The organism is Pseudotamlana agarivorans, from assembly GCF_018860245.1.
Classification (GTDB): Bacteria; Bacteroidota; Bacteroidia; order Flavobacteriales; family Flavobacteriaceae; genus Pseudotamlana; species Pseudotamlana agarivorans_A.
Genome location: NZ_JAHKPD010000018.1, coordinates 380,005 through 403,573, shown reverse-complemented (window position 1 = coordinate 403,573; position 23,569 = coordinate 380,005). Strand labels below are relative to the sequence as shown.

The following is a 23,569-nucleotide window of genomic DNA, read 5'->3' as shown; positions in this document are numbered from 1 at the left end:
ATTGGAAGTCAAAAATACGATAATTTATGAATTTTCTATGTCTTGAACTCTTGTTTAAATTTTATGTTTTTAAGACAAAAAACATCTACCTCAATCTACAAAACGAAAAAGGAGACTCATTACAGCCTCCTTTTCATTAATTTACTTTATTGTAATTTATCCACACTTAGAAGAACCACAATCCTTACAAGTTAAACAGCCTTCTTGATAAATTAAGTTTTCAGACTTACAATTATCACATTCTTGACCTTTTGCTTTTGTTCCGTCTTCTACATAACGTTTTAATGCGCGTACCACACCGTTTTTCCATGTGTTGATAGACTCGCTATCTAATTGTAAACTATTAATTAAATCTACAATTTTATCGATTGGCATACCATGACGCAGAGTACTTGAAATTAGTTTCGCATAATTCCAGAATTCTGGGTTAAATTTATGTGATAAACCTTCAATGGTCGTTTTATAACCTCTTGTGTTTTTATATTGAAAATCGTATCGTCTTACACCATCTTCACTTCGGTTTTTAATAATGGTTCCCTTGTTTACCCAACGTGGAATTAAAATACCATCCTCATCATCAGCAAGGCCAGTGAAAACCTCATATGGTTTTCCATCAATGATACCTATAAAGGCAATCCATTTTTCTTTACTATTTTGAAAACGCACGACATCAGCTTCTAGAGATTGCGGGCGCTTAGTTGGAAATATCGTGAATTCATCATCCTTCTTTTCTTTTTTCTTTTCATCGTTAGAAATTAGAACACCAGAACGTGATCCATCTCTATAAACCGTTACTCCTTTACAGCCAACTTCCCATGCTTTTAGGTATAAATCACCAACCAAATCTTCTGAAACATCGTTTGGCAGATTGATCGTAACACTTATCGAGTGATCTACCCATTTCTGAATAGCTCCTTGCATGCTTACTTTGCTTAACCAATCAACATCGTTTGAAGTCGCTCCATAATAAGGAGACTTTTTAATAAGTTCGTTAATTTCATCTTGAGAATAATTCACAGATGTATCGATACCATTTACTTCCATCCACTGTTTAAAACGGTGGTGAAAAACAACGTATTCTTCCCACGAATCACCAACTTCATCAACAAAATCCACGCGAACTTCTTTATCATTTGGATTTACTTTTCTTCTTCTCTTATAAACCGGCATAAATACAGGCTCAATTCCAGAAGTTGTTTGTGTCATTAAACTTGTTGTCCCTGTAGGCGCAATTGTTAATAACGCAATATTACGTCTACCATATTCAAGCATTTCATAATATAACTTATCATCCGCTTCTTTTAAACGCTGAATAAAAGGATTATTTTTTTCGCGATCGGCATCAAAAATCCCGAATGCACCACGTTCTTTAGCTAAATGTACAGAAGCACGGTATGCTTCAATAGCAATAGTTTTGTGCACTTCTAAAGAAAAAGCGTTTCCTGCTTCACTTCCGTATTTTATACCTAAAGCAGCTAACATATCACCTTCAGCAGTAATACCAACACCAGTTCTACGGCCTTCTTCTGCTTTACGCTGAATATTTAACCATAAATTTTTCTCTGTTCGCTTTACCTCATCTTGCTCTGGATCTTCATCAATCTTTCTAATAATATTATCGATTTTTAAAAGTTCTAAATCAATAATATCATCCATGATACGCTGTGCAGCAGCCACATGTTTTTTAAACAATTCGAAGTTGAATTTCGCTTTATCCGTAAATGGATGGTCAACATAAGAGAATAAGTTAATTGCTAATAAGCGACATGAATCATAAGGACATAATGGAATCTCCCCACAAGGATTAGTGGAAACCGTTTTATAACCTAAATCTGCATAACAATCTGGAACCGACTCATTAATAATAGTATCCCAAAATAAAATACCTGGCTCTGCAGATTTCCATGCGTTATGAACGATTTTCTTCCATAAAGCATTCGCATCAATAGATTTAGAAAATTTTGGGTTTGAACTAAAAATTGGATATTTCTGTGTGTATTCTTTTCCAGCTTTTACAGCCTTCATAAATTCATCATCAATTCTTACAGAAACATTAGCTCCTGTTACTTTACCTTGCTCTAGTTTAGCATTGATAAAATCTTCCGAATCTGGGTGATTAATAGAAACTGAAAGCATTAATGCCCCACGTCTTCCATCTTGAGCAACCTCTCTTGTAGAATTTGAATAGCGCTCCATAAAAGGCACAATTCCAGTTGAAGTTAACGCTGAATTTTTAACCGCAGATCCTTTTGGGCGTATATGTGATAAATCGTGACCAACACCACCACGACGTTTCATAAGTTGTACTTGCTCTTGGTCGATTTTCATGATGCCGCCATAAGAATCAGATTCACCATCATTTCCAATTACAAAACAGTTAGATAATGACGCTATTTGAAAAGGGTTTCCAATTCCTGCCATTGGACTACCTTGTGGTACGATATATTTAAAATCTTTAATTAAATCAAAAACCTCACTTTCCGATAACGGATTTGGATATTTAGACTCTACACTTGCAATCTCTCTAGCAATACGTTTGTGCATATCGTTAGGTGTTAACTCGAAAATATTCCCGTCTGAATCTTTCAAGGCATATTTATTTAGCCAAACTCTAGCAGCTAAATCGTCATTTTTGAAGTATTTAAGAGCGGCTTGAAAGGCCTCCTCTTGAGAGTAAGTTTTAGTTGGTACTTTTGTGAGTTTTTCGTTCATGGATAATTTGAGATTTTAAGCTGGATTAATTAATTTAATGTGCGTCAAATAAAGCACAAACATACAACTAAAAAAATAAAAATCATCACAAAGTCCACAAGTAAAAACGACTAAACAACTCACTGTTAATATATTAACAATTTATCAACACTAAAAAGTTAACAATTTTATAAAAATACTTTTGTGAAGTACAAAATTTTATTTTTTAAAAACAAACCCCCAAACACGAGTAGAAAAATCGTAATTATGGTAGTAATTTGACTATCAAGCACAAGCCAAAAATTCAAGTTAAAAGTCTTTTAATTTAATAAATTTAACTTGATATCTAAAAATAAAATCCTATAAAAAAAACACAATATTTCAAGAGCTCTAGTTTTCGAGAAAAGGTAGGCAAAAATTAAAAATCGAAGGCTATTCCTACGCCTAAAAACTGTTTCCACTGCACTTTTGCGCCGGCTTCATCAAACTCCCCTTCAACATCGGAAGGTACTACAGTTTTAATATCATCATCATATCGAAGATGCGTACCAAAATTCGCGCGAACAAAGCTATTCACTTTAAAATCGAAATCTAAACGCCAATCTATATCAATATTGCCAAAATTATTTATGTAATCAGAATATAAACTCAATTGGTTTTTCACTTCAATGTTCTTAACCAACTTCCTGATGTAAGTATTCGTTAATAAAACACCAACTTCTCGACGAATTTGCTCTCCAGGCGTAATAACATTACCCTGCGCATCGTAAACCGCGGGTGTTACACCAAATGCACCTGAATTTGCTAAAGCATCATCAAAAACAAAAGTTGCTTTTAACGTAAGTGGTGAGAAGTATAATGATAAATTCTTATTGTTTTTACCGTATTCCATTCCTCCCCCAAAAAACAAATACCCTGGCGCCATAAATTTGGAAATGGGATTATCTGTATTGGGATAATTATATCCGTTTGACAATTGCGTACGAAAGTTTAAACGCGCCATATAAAACCAATCGGAATTCTCGTTGGGCTTAAAACCCAAATTTGAATTCAACTCGAACAAGTCATCTGTTTTCCTAGCCTCACGCTCCTCTTGCATATTCACACCATAACGAAGATGTGCATCATTGTTCCACACGTAATAATTATCGGAATAGTTAAGCATGGTTTTGGCGTCAAAAAGTCCCGAGATCGAGTTTGTACCCCCTTCATTCCAATTTACAAAAACCGCTTCGTTAATATCTAAGGAAAGTTTATTTTTCTGTGTCCATTCTGGCCCATTATAATCATCTTTATCTTCTTCAATGTATAGCCAATCGGGCTGTGCGGATAAAACATTAAACCCTAATAAAACAATTAGTAAGACAAAAATTCTCATGAAGTGTTAGAAATTAAATTACACAAGTGCTGTTGGCTACAACAATCATTCCATAACCAAAAGACACAAAATTATTTAATAAGTAAACTCACCAAACTCTGATTTTATTGTAAGCTTTTTTTCTTCGGATGCTTCTACCTTACCAATAACCTTCGCATCAACATTAAACGATTTAGAAATCGCTATAATATCTTCTGCTACTTCAGGTGTCACATATAATTCCATACGATGACCACAGTTAAAAACTTGATACATCTCTTTCCAATCTGTTTTGGATTGTTCCTGTATTAATTTGAATAACGGTGGAATTGGAAACATATCGTCTTTTACAATATGGAACTGATCTACAAAATGAAGAATTTTAGTTTGAGCCCCTCCAGAACAATGTACCATACCATGAATATTTTCACTATTGTATTCCGATAGAATTTTTTTAATAATTGGTGCATAAGTACGTGTTGGTGATAACACTAGTTTTCCAGCATCGATTGGAGCACCCTTAACAGCATCTGTTAATTTTACACCACCAGAATACACTAAGTCTTCAGGTACCGAAGCATCAAAACTTTCAGGGTATTTTTCAGCCAAATATTTATGGAATACATCATGACGTGCAGAAGTTAAACCGTTACTTCCCATTCCGCCATTATATTCCTTTTCGTAGGTAGCTTGGCCAAAACTTTCTAAACCTACAATAACATCACCTGCTTTTATGTTAGCGTTATCAATGACATCGCTACGTTTCATACGAGCTGTAACTGTAGAATCTACAATAATTGTTCTCACTAAATCACCTACATCGGCAGTTTCACCACCTGTTGAATGAATAGTCACTCCAAAAGATTTCAAATCTTCAAGAAGTTCTTCTGTACCATTTATAATAGCAGAAAGCACTTCTCCTGGAATTAAATTTTTATTTCTTCCAATAGTTGAAGACAACATGATATTATCGGTTGCACCAATACATAATAAATCATCGATATTCATGATTAATGCATCTTGAGCTATACCTTTCCATACAGAAACATCTCCAGTTTCTTTCCAATACATATAGGCTAAAGACGATTTAGTTCCTGCACCATCTGCATGCATAACTAAACAATAATCATCATCGTTTGTTAAATAATCTGGAACTATTTTACAAAATGCTTTTGGAAATAAACCTTTGTCTATGTTCTTAATAGCATTGTGTACATCTTCTTTTGACGCAGAAACACCACGTTGTGCGTATCGTTTTGAAACCTCTTGACTCATAATATAAAATTGTGTTGCAAATTTACTTCTTTGAATTAAAAAATCCCGCTTTTTTGAAGCAGGATTTTATAAGATTTATGGACTATCTAGTAAATAATAGTTCTCTGTATTTAGTTAATGGCCAAATTTCGTCATCCACTAGTAGTTCTAGCTTATCACAATGGTATCGAATATCATCAAATAAAGGCATGACTTTTTGACTATAAGCTTCAGCTCTCTTATCCATAACCGTAAGCTTATTAGCACTTCTTCGCTCGTCCACCATTTTGGTAACGTTCGAATTAATACCTTCTATATGATTAGAAATCTCTTCTATTAAAGTGATTTGTTCTTTCGAAACATTTAAATATTTCTTTTCAAAAATATCTTTTAATCCTTTCACATTTTCAATTAGCACATTCTGATATTTAACAGCAGTTGGTACAATATGATTTCTTGCGATATCGGCTAAAACACGACTTTCAATTTGTATATGCATGATATAGGATTCAATTTCAATTTCGTAACGCGCCTTAGTTTCAATAGCGCTCATCACATTCATTTCCTCAAATAACGCAATGCTTTCTTTCGAAATTTGCGCTTTTAATGCCTCTGGTGTCGTTTTACTATTGCTTAAACCACGTTTTTTTGCTTCTGCTTCCCATGCTTCTCCATAGCTGTTTCCTTCAAATAAAATATCTTTAGTAGATTTAATATATTCTCTCAAAACATTGAAAACGGCTTCGTCTTTCTTTAAGTCCTTTTTATCAATTAAAGCATCAACTTCCTTTTTAAAATCTTTTAATTGTTTTGCGACAATGGTATTTAAAACCGTCATCGGATTTCCACAATTAGCCATAGATCCTACGGCTCTAAATTCGAATTTATTGCCTGTAAATGCAAAAGGAGAAGTTCTATTTCTATCGGTATTATCCAACAAAACATCCGGAATTTTACCAACTACGTTCAGTTTCAATTCCGTTTTTTCTTTTGGTGACAATTTCCCCTTTGTCACGCCTTCAAGTTCCTCTAGAACCTTTTTTAATTGCTCTCCAATAAATACTGAAATAATTGCCGGAGGCGCTTCATTGGCTCCTAGCCTATGGTCATTACTTGCCGATGCAATTACGGCTCTTAATAGCGCTTCATGTTTATGTACTGCTTTTATGGTATTTATAAAAAATGTCAAGAACTGCAAACTACTCATTGGCGTTTTCCCTGGTGCCAACAAATTAACACCAGTGTCTGTTGAAAGCGACCAGTTATTATGCTTACCTGAACCATTTACACCTGCAAATGGCTTTTCATGAAGTAGCACTTTAAAATTGTGCCTAGCAGCCACACGCCCCATAATATCCATTAATAAGGAATTATGATCGACTGCTAAATTGGCCTCTTCAAAAATAGGAGCCACTTCAAATTGATTGGGAGCCACTTCATTATGTCTTGTTTTTACGGGTATCCCTAGAAGCATGCATTCTTTTTCCAAATCCTTCATAAAATTCAATGCCCTACTAGGAATTGAACCAAAATAATGATCATCAAGCTGTTGCCCTTTCGCAGATGAATGCCCCAATAAAGTACGTCCTGTTAACATAATATCTGGACGACTGGCTGCTAACATTTTATCGATTAGAAAATATTCTTGTTCCCATCCTAATGAAGATGTTACTTTTTTTACGTTTTTATCAAAATATTTACAAACCGCGGTAGCTGCTTCATCAACGGCACTCAGTGCGCGTAAAAGTGGTGTTTTATAATCTAAGGCTTCTCCAGTATAAGCCACAAAAATTGTTGGAATACAAAGTGTTGTTCCGTAAATAAATGCTGGCGATGTAGGATCCCAGGCGGTATATCCTCTGGCTTCAAAAGTGTTTCTAATACCTCCATGTGGGAAACTAGATGCGTCTGGTTCTTGCTGAACCAATTGAGAGCCTCCAAATTTTTCAATTGATAAATCATCACCTATTGTTTCAAAAAAAGCATCATGTTTTTCTGCAGTTGCACCGGTTAGCGGTTGAAACCAGTGGGTGTAATGTGTTACATGCTTAGATAACGCCCAGTCTTTCATTGAAGAAGCCACTTGATCGGCTATATTTCTATCAATTTTTTTCCCAAATTGAATGGCGTTTTTAACCCCCAAAAATGCATCATTAGTTAAATACTGACGCATAGCATTTAAATTAAACACATTTTGACCAAACAATTCAGATCGACGCTCCTCTTCTACAATTTTAACAGGTCTATAGGCTAACGATTCTTTTATAGCGTGAAATCTAAGTGTTGACATTTTATTAAAACTTTGATAAATGAATTATAACGCAAAAATAGTCAGCTTTTACTAAAAATAAGGTTTCATCTTAGATTTTATTGTTAACACTTTTTCAGTATTTACATAAAAATTTAAACTTTTTTCTGGATATACCTTAAAAAAATAGGGTATAAATAAAAACATGTTAGCTATTAGTTAAAAGACCCCCTATAAATTTCAATTAAATACATAAAAATTTATATTTGTGATATTATTACTAATATTTCATTTATTAAATATTTATTATGGCAAAAATTAAATTAGAATACCTTTGGTTAGATGGTTACTTCCCTACTCAAAATTTGAGAAGTAAGACAAAGGTAGAAGAGCATGAAAACTTTCAAGGAACTTTAGAAGAAATAGGAAACTGGTCTTTTGACGGATCTTCAACAAAACAAGCTGAAGGTGGATCTTCTGATTGTTTATTAGTTCCTGTTGCTATTTACCCTGATCCTGATAGAATCAATGGTTATTTAGTAATGACTGAAGTTATGAATGCTGATGGTACTCCACACGTTTCTAACGGTAGAGCTACAATTGATGATGAGGATGATGATTTCTGGTTTGGTTTTGAACAAGAATACTTTATCATGGATACAGCAACACAATTACCATTAGGATTCCCTGTTGGTGGTTACCCTGCTCCACAAGGTATGTACTATTGCTCAGTTGGTGGTAAAAACACTCACGGTAGAGATTTAGTTGAAGAGCATGCTGATTTATGTATCGATGCTGGATTAAACTTTGAAGGAATTAACCAAGAGGTTGCTTCTGGACAATGGGAATTCCAATTATTTGCAAAAGGTGCTAAGAAAGCTGGAGACGAAATTTGGATCGCTAGATATTTACTAGACCGTTTAACTGAAAAGTATGGTTACTATATTGAGTATCACCCAAAACCATTAGGTAAAGATATGGACTGGAATGGTTCAGGTATGCACGCAAACTTCTCTAACACCACTTTAAGAACTTGTGGTAGTAAAGAAATTTACGCTGCTATTTGTGAGTCTTTCAGACCTTTCGTAAAAGAACATATTGCTGTTTACGGTGAGTTTAACGACCAACGTTTAACTGGATTACACGAAACTGCTGCTATTACAGATTTCTCTTGGGGAGTTTCAGATAGAGGAGCGTCAATTCGTATTCCAATTATCGCTGTAGAAAACGGATACAAAGGATGGTTAGAAGACAGAAGACCTGCTTCTAATGGAGATCCATACAAAATTGCTGCAAGAATTATCAAAACAGTTAAAACTGCTAAGGTTTAATTCTTAATGTTATAAAACATTTTGTTCATAATAAAAGGCTAACATGATAACATGTTAGCCTTTTATTTTTTTATACAATACCTTCTGATTATTTTAGTAAAGGATCATTCGCAGTTGTTGTGGTGTTTTTTAGTTTTTACGCAGAGTGACACAAAGGAATACACAGAGTTCCGCTGAGAAAATTTCAGACACAGATTTCAAGGGTTTTCACAGATTTTTCTCAGTATTCACTAGTTCGAGTTTGTAACTCGGACTTCCATAATTACATTCTACACACAATAAATTGAGGTCTATTTCTTATTCTTGAAAATACACTCTTTAAATAACGCGTGTTATCCCAAATAAACGCTGAGCTTCTGCTTGTTACTACGAAACAGCTTGATTAGGCCTCCTAATGTAACTCCAACACTACTTATTCGTAAAAATCAAAAACATAAATACGCCATAAGCCGCCACTAATGCGAAACCTTTAAATCGTGTTATTTTTAATTTTAAAGGAAGGAATACTAGTGGCACTAAAACAGCCGCAAAGCCTAACATCCAAAAAATATCATTTGAAAGAATTTCTGGAGCGTTAACTGGGATCGGCTTTACTAATGCCGTTAACCCCAAAACCGAACCGATATTGAAAATATTGGAACCTATTAAATTCCCTAATGAAATGGCTTTTTCTTGTTTTGCTGCAGCAATTACAGAAGCCGCTAATTCTGGTACGCTGGTTCCTATCGCAATAAGAGAAACACCTATAACGGCTTCACTTACTCCCATAGAAATTGCGATTTCTTTAGAACCTTCAACTAGCCAATCACTACCAAAATAAAGAGCCGTTGCTCCGATTAATAACCAGATAATGATTTTAAAATTTGAAACTACAGCTAAAGAATCATCGACTTCCTCAACAACAATATCCTTTTTTGCGTTTTTAATCAATACAACTAAAAACAGAACAAGTCCGCCAAACAATATAGCACCCTCAAGGGCTGATAATACATTGTCATTTTTCAAAAAATAAAATAACACCATGGAAAACAGCATCATCGCTGGCCAATTCAGCTTATAAAACGATTTATCTACATCAATGACCGTAACCAAAGCAGTTATTCCTAACACCAGACCAATATTCGCAATATTGGACCCTATGACATTATTAATGGCAATAGCGGGCGACCCTGAAAGTGCCGCTTGCAAGCTTACCAATAATTCTGGAGCTGATGTTGCGAATGACACGACAGTCATTCCAATAACCATTTTAGAAATATTAAATTTAAAGGATAATGCCACCGAAGCACGCACCAAAAACTCGCCTCCTACAACTAATAAAATAAAACCAAGGGCCACCCAAAGTATACTCATAAAATATTTTTTAATGCGAAGATAATATAACACCAACTGTTACACCATGCTCAATGAAATTTTTATATAACCACAAACCAAATTATCCTGGACTATTATGCTAAATAAGTTTTACTATTTTTGTTTTATGAAAAAACAACTTTTTAAGTTATTAGCAACAATTAATAAGGCTGTACTCCCTAGCTATTCTAAACAGAAATTAGACATTTCTAAAGCTAATAAATTTCAAATGGCCATCATCGGTTGGCGTTGGTATGTTACCAAACGAGCTTTAGATTAATTATAGTGATTTAGCCTCTTCCCAAAACACATCCATTTCGGCTAAGGTCATATCACTTAATGGTTTGTTTAAACTTTTGGCCTTACTTTCTAAATACTGAAAACGCTTTTGAAATTTTTTATTGGTACGTTCTAAAGCATTTTCTGGATTAATTTTTAAAAATCTCGCATAATTGATCATTGAAAACAGCACATCGCCAAATTCACTTTCCATGGCATCCTGGTTTCCTGAAACAACCTCATCCTTAAATTCACTTAGCTCTTCTTCTACTTTTTCCCAAACTTGCTCAGGAGCTTCCCAATCGAAACCAACACCGGCTACTTTTTCCTGAATGCGATTCGCTTTCACTAGAGCTGGTAAACTTTTTGGTACACCTTCTAAAACACTTTTCTTTCCTTCTTTAAGTTTTAAATTCTCCCAGTTTCTTTTAACATCTTCTTCATTTTTAACTTTTACATCACTATAAATATGTGGGTGCCTGTGAATTAACTTTTCACAAATACTGTTACAAACATCGGCTATATCGAAATCGCTAGTTTCACTACCAATTTTAGAATAGAATACGATATGTAAAAGCACGTCTCCTAATTCTTTTTTCACTTCCTCTAAATCCTTATCTAAAATCGCATCACCAAGTTCGTAAGTTTCTTCAATTGTTAAATGCCTTAAAGTTTCCATGGTTTGCTTTTTATCCCAAGGACATTGCTCACGTAGTTCATCCATAATAGTAAGTAAACGATCGAAAGCTTTTAGTTGATTTTCTCTTGTATTCATGTGAAGAATTTTTGTAAAAATACAATTATTAAAATTTCTAATTGAAAAGCTATAAACAAAAAAAAGCAGCCCATTCGGACTGCTTTTCAATGCTAATTTGACTTTGCAATTTATCTAGAAACAGTTCCTGTTGGGAAGTTTAAATTTGGTGTCATAGGATAGGTTACATGATCTACAGCATCACTAAGAATTGCTCCAACTAAGGGTTTTAATAAAAATGGAGCCGGACTATTATCTGGGTCTGGCTCGATAGAAATCACAGCTGTTCCACCCGATAAATCTAAAGGAAAGGCTAATCCTGATGGTGCATTGACTAGGAAATCTTCTCCAGGAAATGGAGGACCTGACATACCACCACTAAATTCATCGAAATCATCAGCTGCATCGACATTTAAAAAAGTACCTGTGGTGATTGGTTGTCCTTGCACAGCCCAACCTTCATACTTCCACCCTGCAGGTAAAACTGGTAAATCTAATCCAACTGCTGGACTTCCAGAGTTTAAGTCTAAAAACCATATCCCACTTTTCTCATCATTGTTAGATCCGTTTGTGGGTGTTGCCAAAATATAATCTCCAGCCGCCGTATTGAAATCATCTCCTAATGCAGCACCATGAGCTATAGTTAAAGCACCCATATCTCCTGAAAAATCTCCAGCAATTAAGTGTGTATCACTTGGAGCGGGATCATCTCCTACGGCTGGTTCAATGGTTAAAATAAAGGCTGTAGCAGCTGCTAAATCATCGCTATCTAGCGCAAAACTAGTTTTAGACAAATCACCGCTATCATTTACTGAAAATCTACCTGTAGTTTGCGGACTTGCATCCACCATAATCCATCCTTCATAGACAAAATCTGAGCCTAGGTCTTCTAAACCATTAATATCTAAAGTTAAATCTGATTTACTGGGTCCGTTGTCGTCGTCGTTCGAACAATAAGATAAACTTAAGGTAAGAACGCATAAGGCTAATAATTTTAAATTCTTAATCATAATGTTTTTGTTTTTAGGTTTTAACCCAAAAATAGAATCCAAAAATGATAAAAAAAGTTAGCTAGCTTACATTAGCCCACTTTTTTGTAAACTAAAATCTCTTTTCTATTAAAATCAATGAGTTTTTCTTCCCGAAGTTCGTTCATGATTAAATTTATAGTAGGTCTTGATGTGCCAATTAAACTCGCCATATCTTTTTGTGTATAGGGGTGGCTAATTTTTACACCTCCTGTTTTTTCACAACACACACCATATTCATCACAAAGTTCTTGTAGAAATTCCATCAAACGTGTGCGAACATCTTTAAAAAGTAAGAGTTGTAGTCTACGTTCTAATTTCCTTATTCTGAAGTTGATTAATTTATAAATTTTCAAGGAAAAGGTTTTATTTTCACGCATAAGATCGTGCAAAACTGAAACTTTCATTGAACAAATTACAGTATCTTTTTGTAGAACTTGAGCAAATTCATTCCGTAATTCCTCGCCTAAAATAGCTTTTTCTCCAAAAACATCTCCTTTGGTTAAAACAGCTTTTACCACTTCATGTCCTTCAGCGGAATAATACCCTATTCTAACTTTCCCCTTTACGATAAGGAACATTTTACTGGAATGGTCTTGTTCAGAGTAAACATATTCCTTAAGATTATAATGGTCAAAATTATGACAGTCTTTATAAGATTTGAATTTATGCGGACATAAAATTTTAAAAACATTGACGTCATCTAAATACCATATGTTCTTCATAAAATTTAGTTTTATAAAGTTTGACGTATTAAACAGTTTTTACTTACAAAAAAAGGTCACCTTTTCAGATAACCTTTTTTAAATAATGTGATGCTGATACTAAACTTGCTTCAGTCGCCTATGATTTTTACAGTTTATAACTTTAGGAAACGTTTTGTTTCTTAATTAAATTTAAAGCAGAACCTTCATTATACCAAGCAATTTGAGCCGCGTTGTATGTGTGATTTAGAGAAATAACATCTTTAGAACCATCGGCATGAACGGCCTCCAATGTTAATGGTTTATCGGGTGCAAATTCATTTAAATCTAAAAAATTAAAGGTATCATCTTCTTTAATTAAATCATAATCTGCTTCATTCACAAAAGTTAAACCTAACATCCCCTGCTTTTTAAGATTTGTTTCATGAATACGCGCAAACGATTTTACAATTACTGCGGCAACTCCTAAATGTCTTGGTTCCATTGCAGCATGCTCACGAGAAGAACCTTCCCCATAATTATGATCACCTACCACGATAGTTTTAATTCCAGCCGCTTTATAAGCTCTTGCCGTATCTGGCACACCACCATAATCGCCTGTAAGTTGATTTTTAACAAAGTTTGTTTTGTCATTATATGCATTAACTGCACCAATTAAACAATTGTTAGAAATATTATCTAAATGACCACGAAAACGTAACCAAGGTCCAGCCATAGATATATGATCTGTCGTACATTTCCCAAAGGCTTTAATTAATAATTTAGCACCCTCAATTTTGTTTCCTATAGGCTCAAAAGGTGTTAAAAGTTGAAGTCTTTCTGATGTTTCACTCACTTTAACCTCAACATGACTTCCATCTTTCTCTGGTGCTAAATACCCATTATCTTTAACTTCAAAACCTTTTGGAGGCAATTCCCACCCTGTAGGTTCGTCAAACATCACTTCTTGCCCATCTTCATTAATTAATTTATCTGTAATAGGGTTAAAATCTAATCGTCCGGCAATAGCTATTGCTGCGGTAATTTCAGGTGAAGCCACAAAGGCATGTGTATTAGGGTTTCCATCGGCACGTTTGGCAAAATTTCTATTGAAAGAATGTACAATACTATTTTTTGGTGCATTTTTAGGGTCACTATATCTTGCCCATTGTCCGATACATGGACCACAAGCATTCGTAAATATTTTAGCGTCTAACTTTTCGAATATCCCAAGGATACCATCGCGATCGGCTGTATAACGTACCTGCTCAGATCCTGGATTAATTCCTAATTCAGATTTCATTTTCAAACCTTTATCTAAGGCTTGTTGTGCAATTGAGGACGCTCTTGATAAATCTTCATAAGAAGAGTTGGTACAGGATCCAATTAACCCCCATTCCACTTTTATTGGCCATTCATTAGCTTTTGCTTTTTCAGTCATTGAAGCCCCAACTTCCGTAGATAAATCTGGCGTAAATGGTCCGTTTAATAAAGGTCCTAGTTCCGTTAGATTGATTTCAATAACTTCATCAAAATAGTGTTCTGGGTTCGTATAAACTTCATCATCTCCAGTTAAATGTGCTTTAACTTTGTTTGCAGCGTCTGCAATATCCGCTCTATCCGTAGCACGTAAATAACGTTCCATAGATTCATCGTAACCAAACGTTGACGTTGTAGCACCGATTTCAGCCCCCATATTACAAATAGTTCCTTTTCCTGTACAAGACATCGCTGTTGCTCCAGGTCCAAAATATTCAACAATCGCCCCTGTTCCTCCTTTTACGGTTAGAATTTCAGCTACTTTTAAAATAACATCTTTTGGCGCCGTCCAACCCGATAATTTTCCAGTTAATTTAACCCCAATTAATTTTGGAAATTTAAGTTCCCAAGCCATTCCGGCCATGACATCTACGGCGTCGGCACCACCTACGCCAATGGCTACCATACCTAATCCTCCTGCATTTACAGTATGTGAATCTGTACCAATCATCATACCTCCTGGGAATGCATAGTTTTCTAGCACCACTTGATGAATAATACCTGCACCAGGTTTCCAAAAACCAATGCCATATTTATTAGAAACGGACTCTAAAAACTGAAATACTTCACTACTAACGCTGTTCGCGTGTTTTAAATCTTTAGCAGCACCTTCTTTTGCTTGAATTAAGTGATCGCAATGTACCGTTGTAGGCACAGCAACCTTAGGTTTTCCAGCTTGCATAAATTGCAACAATGCCATTTGAGCTGTTGCGTCTTGACACGCGATTCTATCTGGCGCAAAATCAACATAATCTTTGCCTCTTACGAAAATTCTTGTTGGATTTCCATCCCAAAGGTGGGAATATAATATCTTTTCTGAGAGCGTTAGTGGTTTACCAACAAGCTCACGAGCCTTGTTTACACGCTCTGCCATATTGCTGTAAACACTCTTTATCATATCAATATCAAATGCCATAAAATAAAATTTTAAGTTTCGTTAAACAATTAATACAAGGTACGAAATATAGGAGGATTAAAAAAGAGCCTTTTTTGCTCTAATAAACTAATAATGAGCGCTATCAATAGCATGTTAGTTTTTTCAATAATACGTATCAAAAATTTTATTAAATAGTAAATCTTATATACTAAACTGAGCTTATTTCACATTAAACTTCTTTATTATAGAACGTCCATTTTCATCTAATGCTGTTACACGATGAAATCCAGAAGTTAAGCCGATGGCGATTTCATTAAAATTTTGAGTGGATTTCAAAAAAGTATCATCCAAATACCAATAAATTTGAGCTTCAGGATTGGTATGTGCAATTTTAAAAACAATTTTATTCCTTTCTCCTGTAATCCCTTTAGGTATAATTATGGTATTTGTATTTAAAGGTTCTGTAAATGCCATCACCGGAGTTTCTTCTCCCTCACAACCATCTTTTAAAGGTGGTAAATATTTGTAATCTGAATTATTACGCTTATAATACCATGCCATTAATGGAGGCAATACGAAATGAGAGGATTTAACCATGTCACCCAACCTTTCACAAGAGGCATTCACTCTATGGGTTTGGTCTTTATTCAAATATACTAGCTTGTGGTATTGACATAAATCGGTATCTAATCCTTTTGCTGGTACTTGCTTTACTGTAAACGGACAAATATCTGAGGCTAATTGTCCGCTATTCGTGCAAATTTTGGCTTCTATTACATCATCTAATGGTGTTAAAAACCATTCCGATTTTGGCAACACATCAAACAAATCAAACATGACTGGTGCGGCTGCAGAAACACCCGTCATTCCTGGCCTGCCCTCACCATCGGCATTGCCTACCCAAACACCCACTACATAATTTGATGTAACGCCAACACTCCAAGCATCACGATTACCAAAACTGGTTCCTGTTTTCCAGGCTATTTCTTGCGCGGACTCGAAATAACGCCAAGAATTATCAATACCTGGTCGATTTAATTCTTTCATCGCTTCAAAACCAAAATAAATACTTCCCGCGTTAAAAATTTCTTTGTCAAAATTAAAGGCTCCTAAATCCGTTTTAGAATCGCTTGAAAAACCTGATTTTTGATATTCATTAGTATAATACTGACTAGAATTTTCATTAAAATGATTTAAAGTACCTGCTAAGTTGCTGTACGCATTACATATGTCCCATAAATTAGATTCGCTACCTCCCAGAATTACCGATAAGCCGTAATGGTCTGCACCTTTGTTTATATCCGACAAGTCTAGTTTTCGTAAAATATCGTAAAACCTTGTCACACCAAAGGATTTCAACATTCTAACTGCAGGAATATTTAAGGATTTCGCTAAGGCCTCCTTAGCAGACACGGCACCTAAATATTTTAAAGTGAAATTTTCTGGCTTATAATCTCCAATGGTAGTTGGCACATCTGCTATTAATGTTTCTGGTAATAGATCTCCAGCATCCAACATGGCCATGTATAAAAACGGTTTTAACACACTACCGGTACTTCTTGGCGCTAAAATGATATTTACATCTTTTTGATGCGCCTTTGTTGTCTTTGTATTACCGATATAGCTCAATACTTTTTTACTCTTTACATCCAATATCAATACCGCCATATTGTTAACGCCATTTTCAGCTTGTAGGTTGTGATGCCTGTCAACAATTTGTAACGCTAATTCTTGTAAATACGTGTCAATAGAACTTTTAACACGTTTTCCTTTTTGTGTTTTCACTATATTTTGCAGTAAATGCGGCCCTATTTGAGGTAATTTTTCAGGTTTACTAGGTATGTTTTCTTCTATTGATAACTGATAGGTAATTTCATCGATGACTTTCGATTCTAGCAACTTTTTTAATAGTCTATTTCTTTTTTCTATAAGCGGTTCTACATTTTTACCAGGATAAAGTAAACTCGGTGCGTTAGGTAACACCGCTAATAATGCGCTTTGCCCCCAAGACAATTTGTGAGGTGCTATATTAAAATAGCGCCACGATGCGGCTTCCAATCCCACCACATTTCCTCCATATGGTGCGTTTGAAACATAAGTATTTAAAATTTGCTCCTTGGAATCTCTTAACTCCAAACGTGTAGCTAAAATAATTTCTATTACTTTCTCAAAATAAGACCGTGATTGATTTTTCCTTGATAATCGAATAACTTGTTGTGTAATAGTACTACCTCCCCTAACCACCTTTCCTGCTTTTATATTTGCATTTAATGCTTTAAACATCGAGATTGGGTTAAAACCAGGATGCTTATAAAAGTGGGCATCCTCAAAATGTGTGATGCACTGCGCAAATTTAGGAGGTACAGCATCTAAAATTGGAAAACGCCACTGACCATCATCGGCGATTAAAGCTCCAAGTAGATCACCATCTCTACTTTCTAAAATAGTAGATGTAGGATCGTTAAACAATTTATTTGGTAAACAAAAGGCATAAGCAGCAACTATTACAAGCACCAAAATCGCTTTTAATTTATTATTTAATAAATAATATTTTAAGTGAATTAATAGCCCTTTTTTCATTGAAATTAAATTTGAATTATTCGGTTACTTTAACCCACTGCCCTTTATTTCTTGCAAAATAATCTGGGTTGTACATCGCTTCGGCCTGAAGGCCCGGTAAATAATAACTCCCTAGATAAGACGCGTTTAATAATACTTTAAATGATTTTTCTTGACCTGGTGCCATATCGAAATAAAAATTAACACGATCATCCCTAATATCTTCATGAGTCATGGAACTATTTAAACTAGAACCCGTATTAAACCTTGAATTAACAATCTCCCAACCTGAAGGAAATAGTGCCTTTAAAGCGATATCATTTACTTTAGAACCTGTGTGATTACCCAACACAATATGTGCTACAAAATTTGTTCCTTGACTTAGGTTTGAAACATCTACACGCTGTCCTGATTTATCGGTGAAAGCCAAATTAATAGTCATATTCTTTTCAACTGTTCTCTCGCTTCCAATTGGTAATATCCCTTCATTAATTAGCCTAACATATATCAGGTTATCATTTTTGTTTTCAATTTTAATGGAATTATGGCCGCTATGCACCTTAAGACCATCCAGTATGACGGCTTTATTGGTTTTAATAGGTTCGTTTTTACTTCCGTTAAGATTATAAACCAAGTTAATCCCTTTATTTCCGACGTAAGTCGCATATTTAGACATGGCCAACAGACAGTATGAAGTTGTTTGTGTACTCATATAGGTTTTACTTGATAATTCTGAAGCAATCCTATCCGCAATGGTTTTCGCCTTTAAACTTTCTTCTAAAAGCACATAGGTTTCTAAAATCATGGCTAGATTTCGCTGTTTAGAACCATAATTATTTGTACTTGATTCTATGCTATCTAGGGCAACATTGACATCAAAATCACGTATTAAGTCTTTGGCAACAGAAGTTTTACCAGACAAGGCATATACTGCTGCAATTCGTAATTTAGCAACATGGTTTAATTGACCTTGATTTGCCAATTCACGAAACCTATTCATTGAAGATTTATCGGCTTGTTTAGCTAAAGCAAGTGTGTATAAACGATATGCTTGTGCTAATTCATTACTTGAAGTACTCCAACGCTTAGCTTCTGTCTCTTGGTATTTTACCCATCTGGTTTTAAAATTGAGCGGTAGAACAAAACCTTTTTTCTCAGCTTCAATTAAAAAATGCCCAACATAACTTGTTGCCCAATCATTTGCATAATTTTGATTTTGCCAATATGAAAAACCTCCATTAGACTTTTGAAATTTGGCCAACTTATCGATAGCATGCTGAATGTTTTTCTGAGTTTCATCTTTTTTAGTTTCAGAAATCTTAAAAATATCATTGATATAAAGCTGCGGAAAAGCGGCAGATGTAGTTTGTTCCACACAACCATGAGGGTAAGTAATTAAATATTCTAACCTACTTGTAAAATCGATTGAAGGAAAAGCTGAAATTTCTAATTTAGCCCCATTTGTGCCTTCAACACCAAAAGTATCGAAAGTAATGGCTTGTAACCCGTTAGGTTCAACAGCCACACTTGTAGTTTCAAGCGATTTGGGGTTAGGATTAAAAGCGTCTAATTCTAACTTATAAGAGGCTTTTTCGCCGTGACCATTTACATGAATCTCAATTTCACCAATACCATCTTTAAGTACTTCAACATCAAAATAGGCCATTTTTTCATCTGGACTAGAAAAATATAAGGATTTCGTAGACTTTCCTATAATCTTAAAGACATCATTAAGTTTAATAGATACATTAACATTTTTAATTTTATTTTCCATAGCAAAAACCGTTACTGGAATTCTAACTTTTTCGCCAGGAGCCACCTTTCTTGCAATAGATGCTAAAACCATTAATGGCTTACGCACTGGAGTAGATTTTTCTGAACTTCCATACGCCTCGAGGTCTGGATTATGAGCAACGACCATAGTTTTTACAGCCCCAATGTATTTTGGTATTTTGATTTTATGCGTTTCTGTTTTATTAGCATCCAGTTTAAACGGCCCCTTGTAAATCACCACAGGTTTAAATCTGTTTGCTTTTTTATTTTTACTTGCATGAAGCATTCCATCTCCCCCGATGCTAAAAACCTGATTAATATTTCCGCCAAATGCGCCAATAACATCATCATAAATATCCCAAGTTTTCACACCTAAAGCTTCTTTCTGATAAAAAACACCCCAAGGATTAGGTGTTTTAAAGCGTGTTAAATCTAATAAGCCTTCGTCAACGATTGCAATAGAATAGGTCATTGGAACTCCTTTTGCTTCAGACACCTTAATGGTAACGTCTTTTTCAGGAGCTAAAACATCTGGCATATTAATTTTTGGTTCAAGCTTAGTTTCTGGATTTTCAACATTGATCCCAGCCAAGCCAAACATACGTATGGGTAAATCGTTCTTGGTATTATTATGGTTTTGCAGCAAGCTAATGTTGATGTAAACATTAGGCGTCATATCTGTTGTTATTGGTAACTCAAACTTTGTATCACCTTTGTCTGCCTTTACCCATAAGGATTTGATAACTCCCGAACCATTTTCGACGGTAACCAAAGCTCTACCAGAACCTGATGATGGAAATGTAACAAGTGCTTTATCGCCAACCTTGTAATCTGTTTTATCAGTTGAAAAAGAAAGCATAGTTGCCGCTGAAGGATCACCTTTTCTTGCTTTTCCTGCCCAACCTGGCCAGTCTATAAATACAGTTTTCCCTGTTGAATGTCCAGATTCTTTATTATACACATATACTAAATAGCGCCCCCATTCAGGGTATTTTAACTCAAAATTAAAGGTACCTTTACCTACAGAGTTAGTAGATACGGTTGCTGAGAATACTTCCTTTTTATCGGAACTGGTATCGAAAGAAGATAAGTTGTCTTCATCTTCGTTCCACCACCAATTATAATTTACTTTAAAAATAGTTGCTTTTATATTTTCGGCAGCTTTTGGTTTTCCGTAGGCATCTACGGTGGCAATTTCAAATTTATGCTTAGTATCAGTTAGCAACATATCTCTAGCCGCATCGCCTTTTGGAGTTAATAAACCGACATAGGAACTGTATGATGCGTAATTGGTAGAAAAAGCATCTGTACTGAAATCGCCGCCTTCTTCATATACTTTAGAAACAAATGTCGCCTTTAGTAATCCAGGTGCGCTATTACCTGTACTTGGATGAAATGAAAATTTAGCTTTACCGTCGCTATCAATGGTATTGTTAAAAACGGTTTGTTCTTTTCCTGAAAAGGTTTTTGTTGGATCATCAAATTCATAACTAGGAAAAGCTTTAAAACTAGTTTTTATCGAATTGAATGTTACCGTAACATCTGCCTGTAAATTTTTAGCAATAGCACCATGTAGCCATGTTGCTTCGAGGTTTCCATTAACCTCCCTATTAGTAATAACCTTATCAGGGATTGACGTTTTAATTTTTAGCCTATTAGGTTTAATGAATTCTATTCTTAATTTTTTAGTAAAAACGGCGCCTCCAACACTAACTTTGGCCATCCATGAACCCGTATAACTATCTGAATTTGTAGGCACTAAAAATTTGTAAAAGTTATTTAACCCATGGGTATTAACTGCTGAAAAATACAAAGAACCAGCAGGTTCGAAAACTTCTAACTTAACGGGGTGATTTTCTGGCAGCTTATTGTTTTTATCATTTAGCATAAAGGATAAATGCAATGTGTCTCCAGGCCTCCAAACACCGCGTTCACCATAAATAAAGCCTTTTAAGCCCCGTTTTAATTTGGCTCCATTTACATCAAACTTACTTACAGACAAAGCATTTCCATCATTTAACTTCACATAGGTACTTATTTTGTTTTTTGTAACAACAGCAAAATATGCCTTTGATGAAGCTGGGAACGTTAATTTTCCTTCAGAATTTGTTTTTTGCTTACCTATTAATTGCTGTTGGTAATTATAAAAATGAACTTCGGCATCTGAAATAGGGTTTGTTGTAATGATATCACTAACGGCAATAAAATAATTATTATTACTGCCTTGTTTAACGATAACTCCAATATTTGATGCCAGTATATTACTACTAACCTTTTTATTTCTATAATACGAATGCTCACAAGGATTGTCTGATGCTCTCCAATGGTATTCATTACCCGTTTCACTATAATATGAATTGTCCCAATTACTATTCTCGGTTTCTTCTTGATCGTAATTTATAACGGTTTCAACAATTTCACTATCATCATCATTTTGGCATTTAAAGTTTGAATATTGTTTTTTGAAACTTAATTCTACACGGTAAATAGCACCTGGATCTGGATTTATAATTTCTTTTAAATCGACCGCATATGATTTCCAATTGGATAAATCTGTCCCATATTTAGATAAATTAATGGTTTTTTTCGCAATTGGTCTGGCTACACGCAACAGTTCATCTTTTCCTTTTAAATTATTATTTTGAAGAAACTGTAAGATATTACCTTCAAAAATCTTAATAATTGTAATATCAACAGCTTTTAAGTTTACGGCTTCAAAATTGAATTTAAGATTTTCTGAAGTTGGTAATATGGTACCATTCTGCAATAATTTCACTTGAGGTTTAATGTCTTCAAATGTGATTTCCTTTTTTAAAGAGCGCTTAAGTTTATAGCCATATAAGTTTATAATACCACTATGTATGGTTAGTGTCTCACTTTCCTTGATATCTCCAACATATACCCTAACCACATTTTTAATAATAGAAAAAGACAAATTATCTCTATCTCCAATTGTGATAAAACCATCTAAATTAAAATTCCTTTTAACAGGGTCTGAAAAATTAATTTCCACATATTTATTCTCATCAAAAACATTTATATCTATGACTTCAAAATTGTTTTTTCCTGGTATATTAAAAGTATAATCACCTTCTGTATCAATATCAAAATCACTTCCATCCCACTCTATTTCTATAGGGCTATCTTTTTCAAAACGTTGAATACTATCTATTTTGAATTTAAAAGAGTTTCCTTCTATAGGCTCAGTTAGTATTTTTACTGGTAATAATTTTCCTTTTTGTTTGACTTTTATAAGTTTTTCAGCGACTGCTTTTAAAATATCATCACTAGATCGTAATGTACCATTTAAGTATTGCCAATCTCTAGAGTAACTTTCTAGATTATTAGTTACCACTTGAAAATCTTGCTTAATTGTTTTTATATCGAAAACAAAGGTTTTATAATCATTGCTTACATCTTGAATCGCACCTAGGTCTAACTTAAAAGTATATCTGGTATCCGATTCAAATTTTTGCTCTGGAATAAAAGCTATAGTTCTATTGTTTAATGCGACAACCTTACCTGGTACTTTTGGAGAAACTTTTAAAATGCTATTATCCAGTTCAACTTCCGATGAGATATCTTTCATTGGACTCATTAAAACAACATTAACCTCCGTTTTTGAAGATACTACACCAGATGTTACTTCAAAAATATAATCTTTAAATTTCTGAATATTGTTTAAGTTATCATTGGAATTGTCTTTACAACCACTTAGAGCTAGGATCGCAAACATTAAGACTCTAGAGAAATATTTCATGAATTAAGGTTAGTTTGTTTATTGTTAAGTGAGACCACTAAATTAACTAGGATGTCTATTTTTAAGTTTGCAAAAATATGAAA

13 protein-coding genes are annotated in these 23,569 nt (G+C 34.5%); 2 read left to right on the top strand and 11 right to left on the bottom strand.

Annotated elements, in window-relative coordinates:
- Window positions 1-156: 156 nt before the first annotated feature.
- From KO493_RS12725 to KO493_RS12710, 4 genes are all read right to left on the bottom strand, one after another.
- Window positions 157-2,712, bottom strand: coding sequence for an adenosylcobalamin-dependent ribonucleoside-diphosphate reductase (locus tag KO493_RS12725; RefSeq protein WP_216068347.1), 2,556 nt, complete (start codon window positions 2,710-2,712; stop codon window positions 157-159).
- 397 nt (window positions 2,713-3,109) lie between these two features.
- Entirely contained in the window at window positions 3,110-4,069 is a 960-nt protein-coding gene (locus KO493_RS12720; RefSeq protein WP_216068346.1) for a DUF3078 domain-containing protein, read from the bottom strand.
- A 75-nt stretch (window positions 4,070-4,144) separates the two neighbouring features.
- Window positions 4,145-5,323 carry an AIR synthase related protein gene (locus KO493_RS12715; protein ID WP_216068345.1) on the bottom strand — a complete coding sequence of 393 codons (1,179 nt, stop codon included), beginning with the start codon at window positions 5,321-5,323 and terminating at the stop codon, window positions 4,145-4,147.
- An 82-nt stretch (window positions 5,324-5,405) separates the two neighbouring features.
- A complete protein-coding gene (locus KO493_RS12710; RefSeq protein ID WP_216068344.1) occupies window positions 5,406-7,592 on the bottom strand; it encodes a glutamine synthetase III family protein in 2,187 nt (728 codons plus the stop codon).
- A 266-nt stretch (window positions 7,593-7,858) separates the two neighbouring features.
- Here KO493_RS12710 and KO493_RS12705 point away from each other — a divergent pair, with 266 nt between their 5' ends.
- Window positions 7,859-8,881, top strand: a complete 1,023-nt coding sequence (locus KO493_RS12705; protein WP_216068343.1) for a glutamine synthetase beta-grasp domain-containing protein — start codon at window positions 7,859-7,861, stop codon at window positions 8,879-8,881.
- Between the two features lie 408 nt (window positions 8,882-9,289).
- On the opposite strand, the gene KO493_RS12700 is transcribed toward KO493_RS12705, so the two are convergent.
- Window positions 9,290-10,234: a calcium/sodium antiporter gene (locus KO493_RS12700; RefSeq protein WP_216068342.1), complete on the bottom strand. Its 945-nt coding sequence runs from the start codon at window positions 10,232-10,234 to the stop codon at window positions 9,290-9,292.
- Between the two features lie 127 nt (window positions 10,235-10,361).
- On the opposite strand from KO493_RS12700, the gene KO493_RS12695 reads away from it, so the two are divergent.
- Entirely contained in the window at window positions 10,362-10,514 is a 153-nt protein-coding gene (locus KO493_RS12695) for an SsrA-binding protein (RefSeq protein ID WP_216068341.1), read from the top strand.
- On the opposite strand, the gene mazG is transcribed toward KO493_RS12695, so the two are convergent.
- From mazG to KO493_RS12665, 6 genes are all read right to left on the bottom strand, one after another.
- Window positions 10,515-11,288: a nucleoside triphosphate pyrophosphohydrolase gene (gene mazG / locus KO493_RS12690; RefSeq protein ID WP_216068340.1), complete on the bottom strand. Its 774-nt coding sequence runs from the start codon at window positions 11,286-11,288 to the stop codon at window positions 10,515-10,517.
- A 110-nt stretch (window positions 11,289-11,398) separates the two neighbouring features.
- Entirely contained in the window at window positions 11,399-12,277 is an 879-nt protein-coding gene (locus tag KO493_RS12685) for an anti-sigma factor (protein WP_216068339.1), read from the bottom strand.
- Window positions 12,278-12,348: 71 nt separating this feature from the next.
- Window positions 12,349-13,020 carry a Crp/Fnr family transcriptional regulator gene (locus KO493_RS12680; protein ID WP_216068338.1) on the bottom strand — a complete coding sequence of 224 codons (672 nt, stop codon included), beginning with the start codon at window positions 13,018-13,020 and terminating at the stop codon, window positions 12,349-12,351.
- A gap of 142 nt (window positions 13,021-13,162) precedes the next feature.
- On the bottom strand, window positions 13,163-15,433 hold the full coding sequence (locus tag KO493_RS12675; protein WP_216068337.1) for an aconitate hydratase: 2,271 nt from the start codon (window positions 15,431-15,433) through the stop codon (window positions 13,163-13,165).
- 180 nt (window positions 15,434-15,613) lie between these two features.
- Window positions 15,614-17,974, bottom strand: a complete 2,361-nt coding sequence (gene pbpC, locus KO493_RS12670; RefSeq protein ID WP_216068336.1) for a penicillin-binding protein 1C — start codon at window positions 17,972-17,974, stop codon at window positions 15,614-15,616.
- A gap of 16 nt (window positions 17,975-17,990) precedes the next feature.
- Window positions 17,991-23,486, bottom strand: coding sequence for an alpha-2-macroglobulin family protein (locus KO493_RS12665; protein ID WP_216068335.1), 5,496 nt, complete (start codon window positions 23,484-23,486; stop codon window positions 17,991-17,993).
- Between the last annotated feature and the right edge of the window lie 83 nt (window positions 23,487-23,569).

Bases quoted from the DNA above. Each gene is read 5' to 3' on its own strand.
- pbpC (WP_216068336.1), bottom strand. From the start codon at position 17,974: ATGAAAAAAGGGCTATTAATTCACTTAAAATATTATTTATTAAATAAT.
- KO493_RS12665 (WP_216068335.1), bottom strand. From the start codon at position 23,486: ATGAAATATTTCTCTAGAGTCTTAATGTTTGCGATCCTAGCTCTAAGT.
- KO493_RS12715 (WP_216068345.1), bottom strand. From the start codon at position 5,323: ATGAGTCAAGAGGTTTCAAAACGATACGCACAACGTGGTGTTTCTGCG.
- KO493_RS12725 (WP_216068347.1), bottom strand. From the start codon at position 2,712: ATGAACGAAAAACTCACAAAAGTACCAACTAAAACTTACTCTCAAGAG.
- KO493_RS12695 (WP_216068341.1), top strand. From the start codon at position 10,362: ATGAAAAAACAACTTTTTAAGTTATTAGCAACAATTAATAAGGCTGTA.
- KO493_RS12685 (WP_216068339.1), bottom strand. From the start codon at position 12,277: ATGATTAAGAATTTAAAATTATTAGCCTTATGCGTTCTTACCTTAAGT.
- KO493_RS12720 (WP_216068346.1), bottom strand. From the start codon at position 4,069: ATGAGAATTTTTGTCTTACTAATTGTTTTATTAGGGTTTAATGTTTTA.
- KO493_RS12705 (WP_216068343.1), top strand. From the start codon at position 7,859: ATGGCAAAAATTAAATTAGAATACCTTTGGTTAGATGGTTACTTCCCT.
- KO493_RS12675 (WP_216068337.1), bottom strand. From the start codon at position 15,433: ATGGCATTTGATATTGATATGATAAAGAGTGTTTACAGCAATATGGCA.
- mazG (WP_216068340.1), bottom strand. From the start codon at position 11,288: ATGAATACAAGAGAAAATCAACTAAAAGCTTTCGATCGTTTACTTACT.
- KO493_RS12700 (WP_216068342.1), bottom strand. From the start codon at position 10,234: ATGAGTATACTTTGGGTGGCCCTTGGTTTTATTTTATTAGTTGTAGGA.
- KO493_RS12710 (WP_216068344.1), bottom strand. From the start codon at position 7,592: ATGTCAACACTTAGATTTCACGCTATAAAAGAATCGTTAGCCTATAGA.
- KO493_RS12680 (WP_216068338.1), bottom strand. From the start codon at position 13,020: ATGAAGAACATATGGTATTTAGATGACGTCAATGTTTTTAAAATTTTA.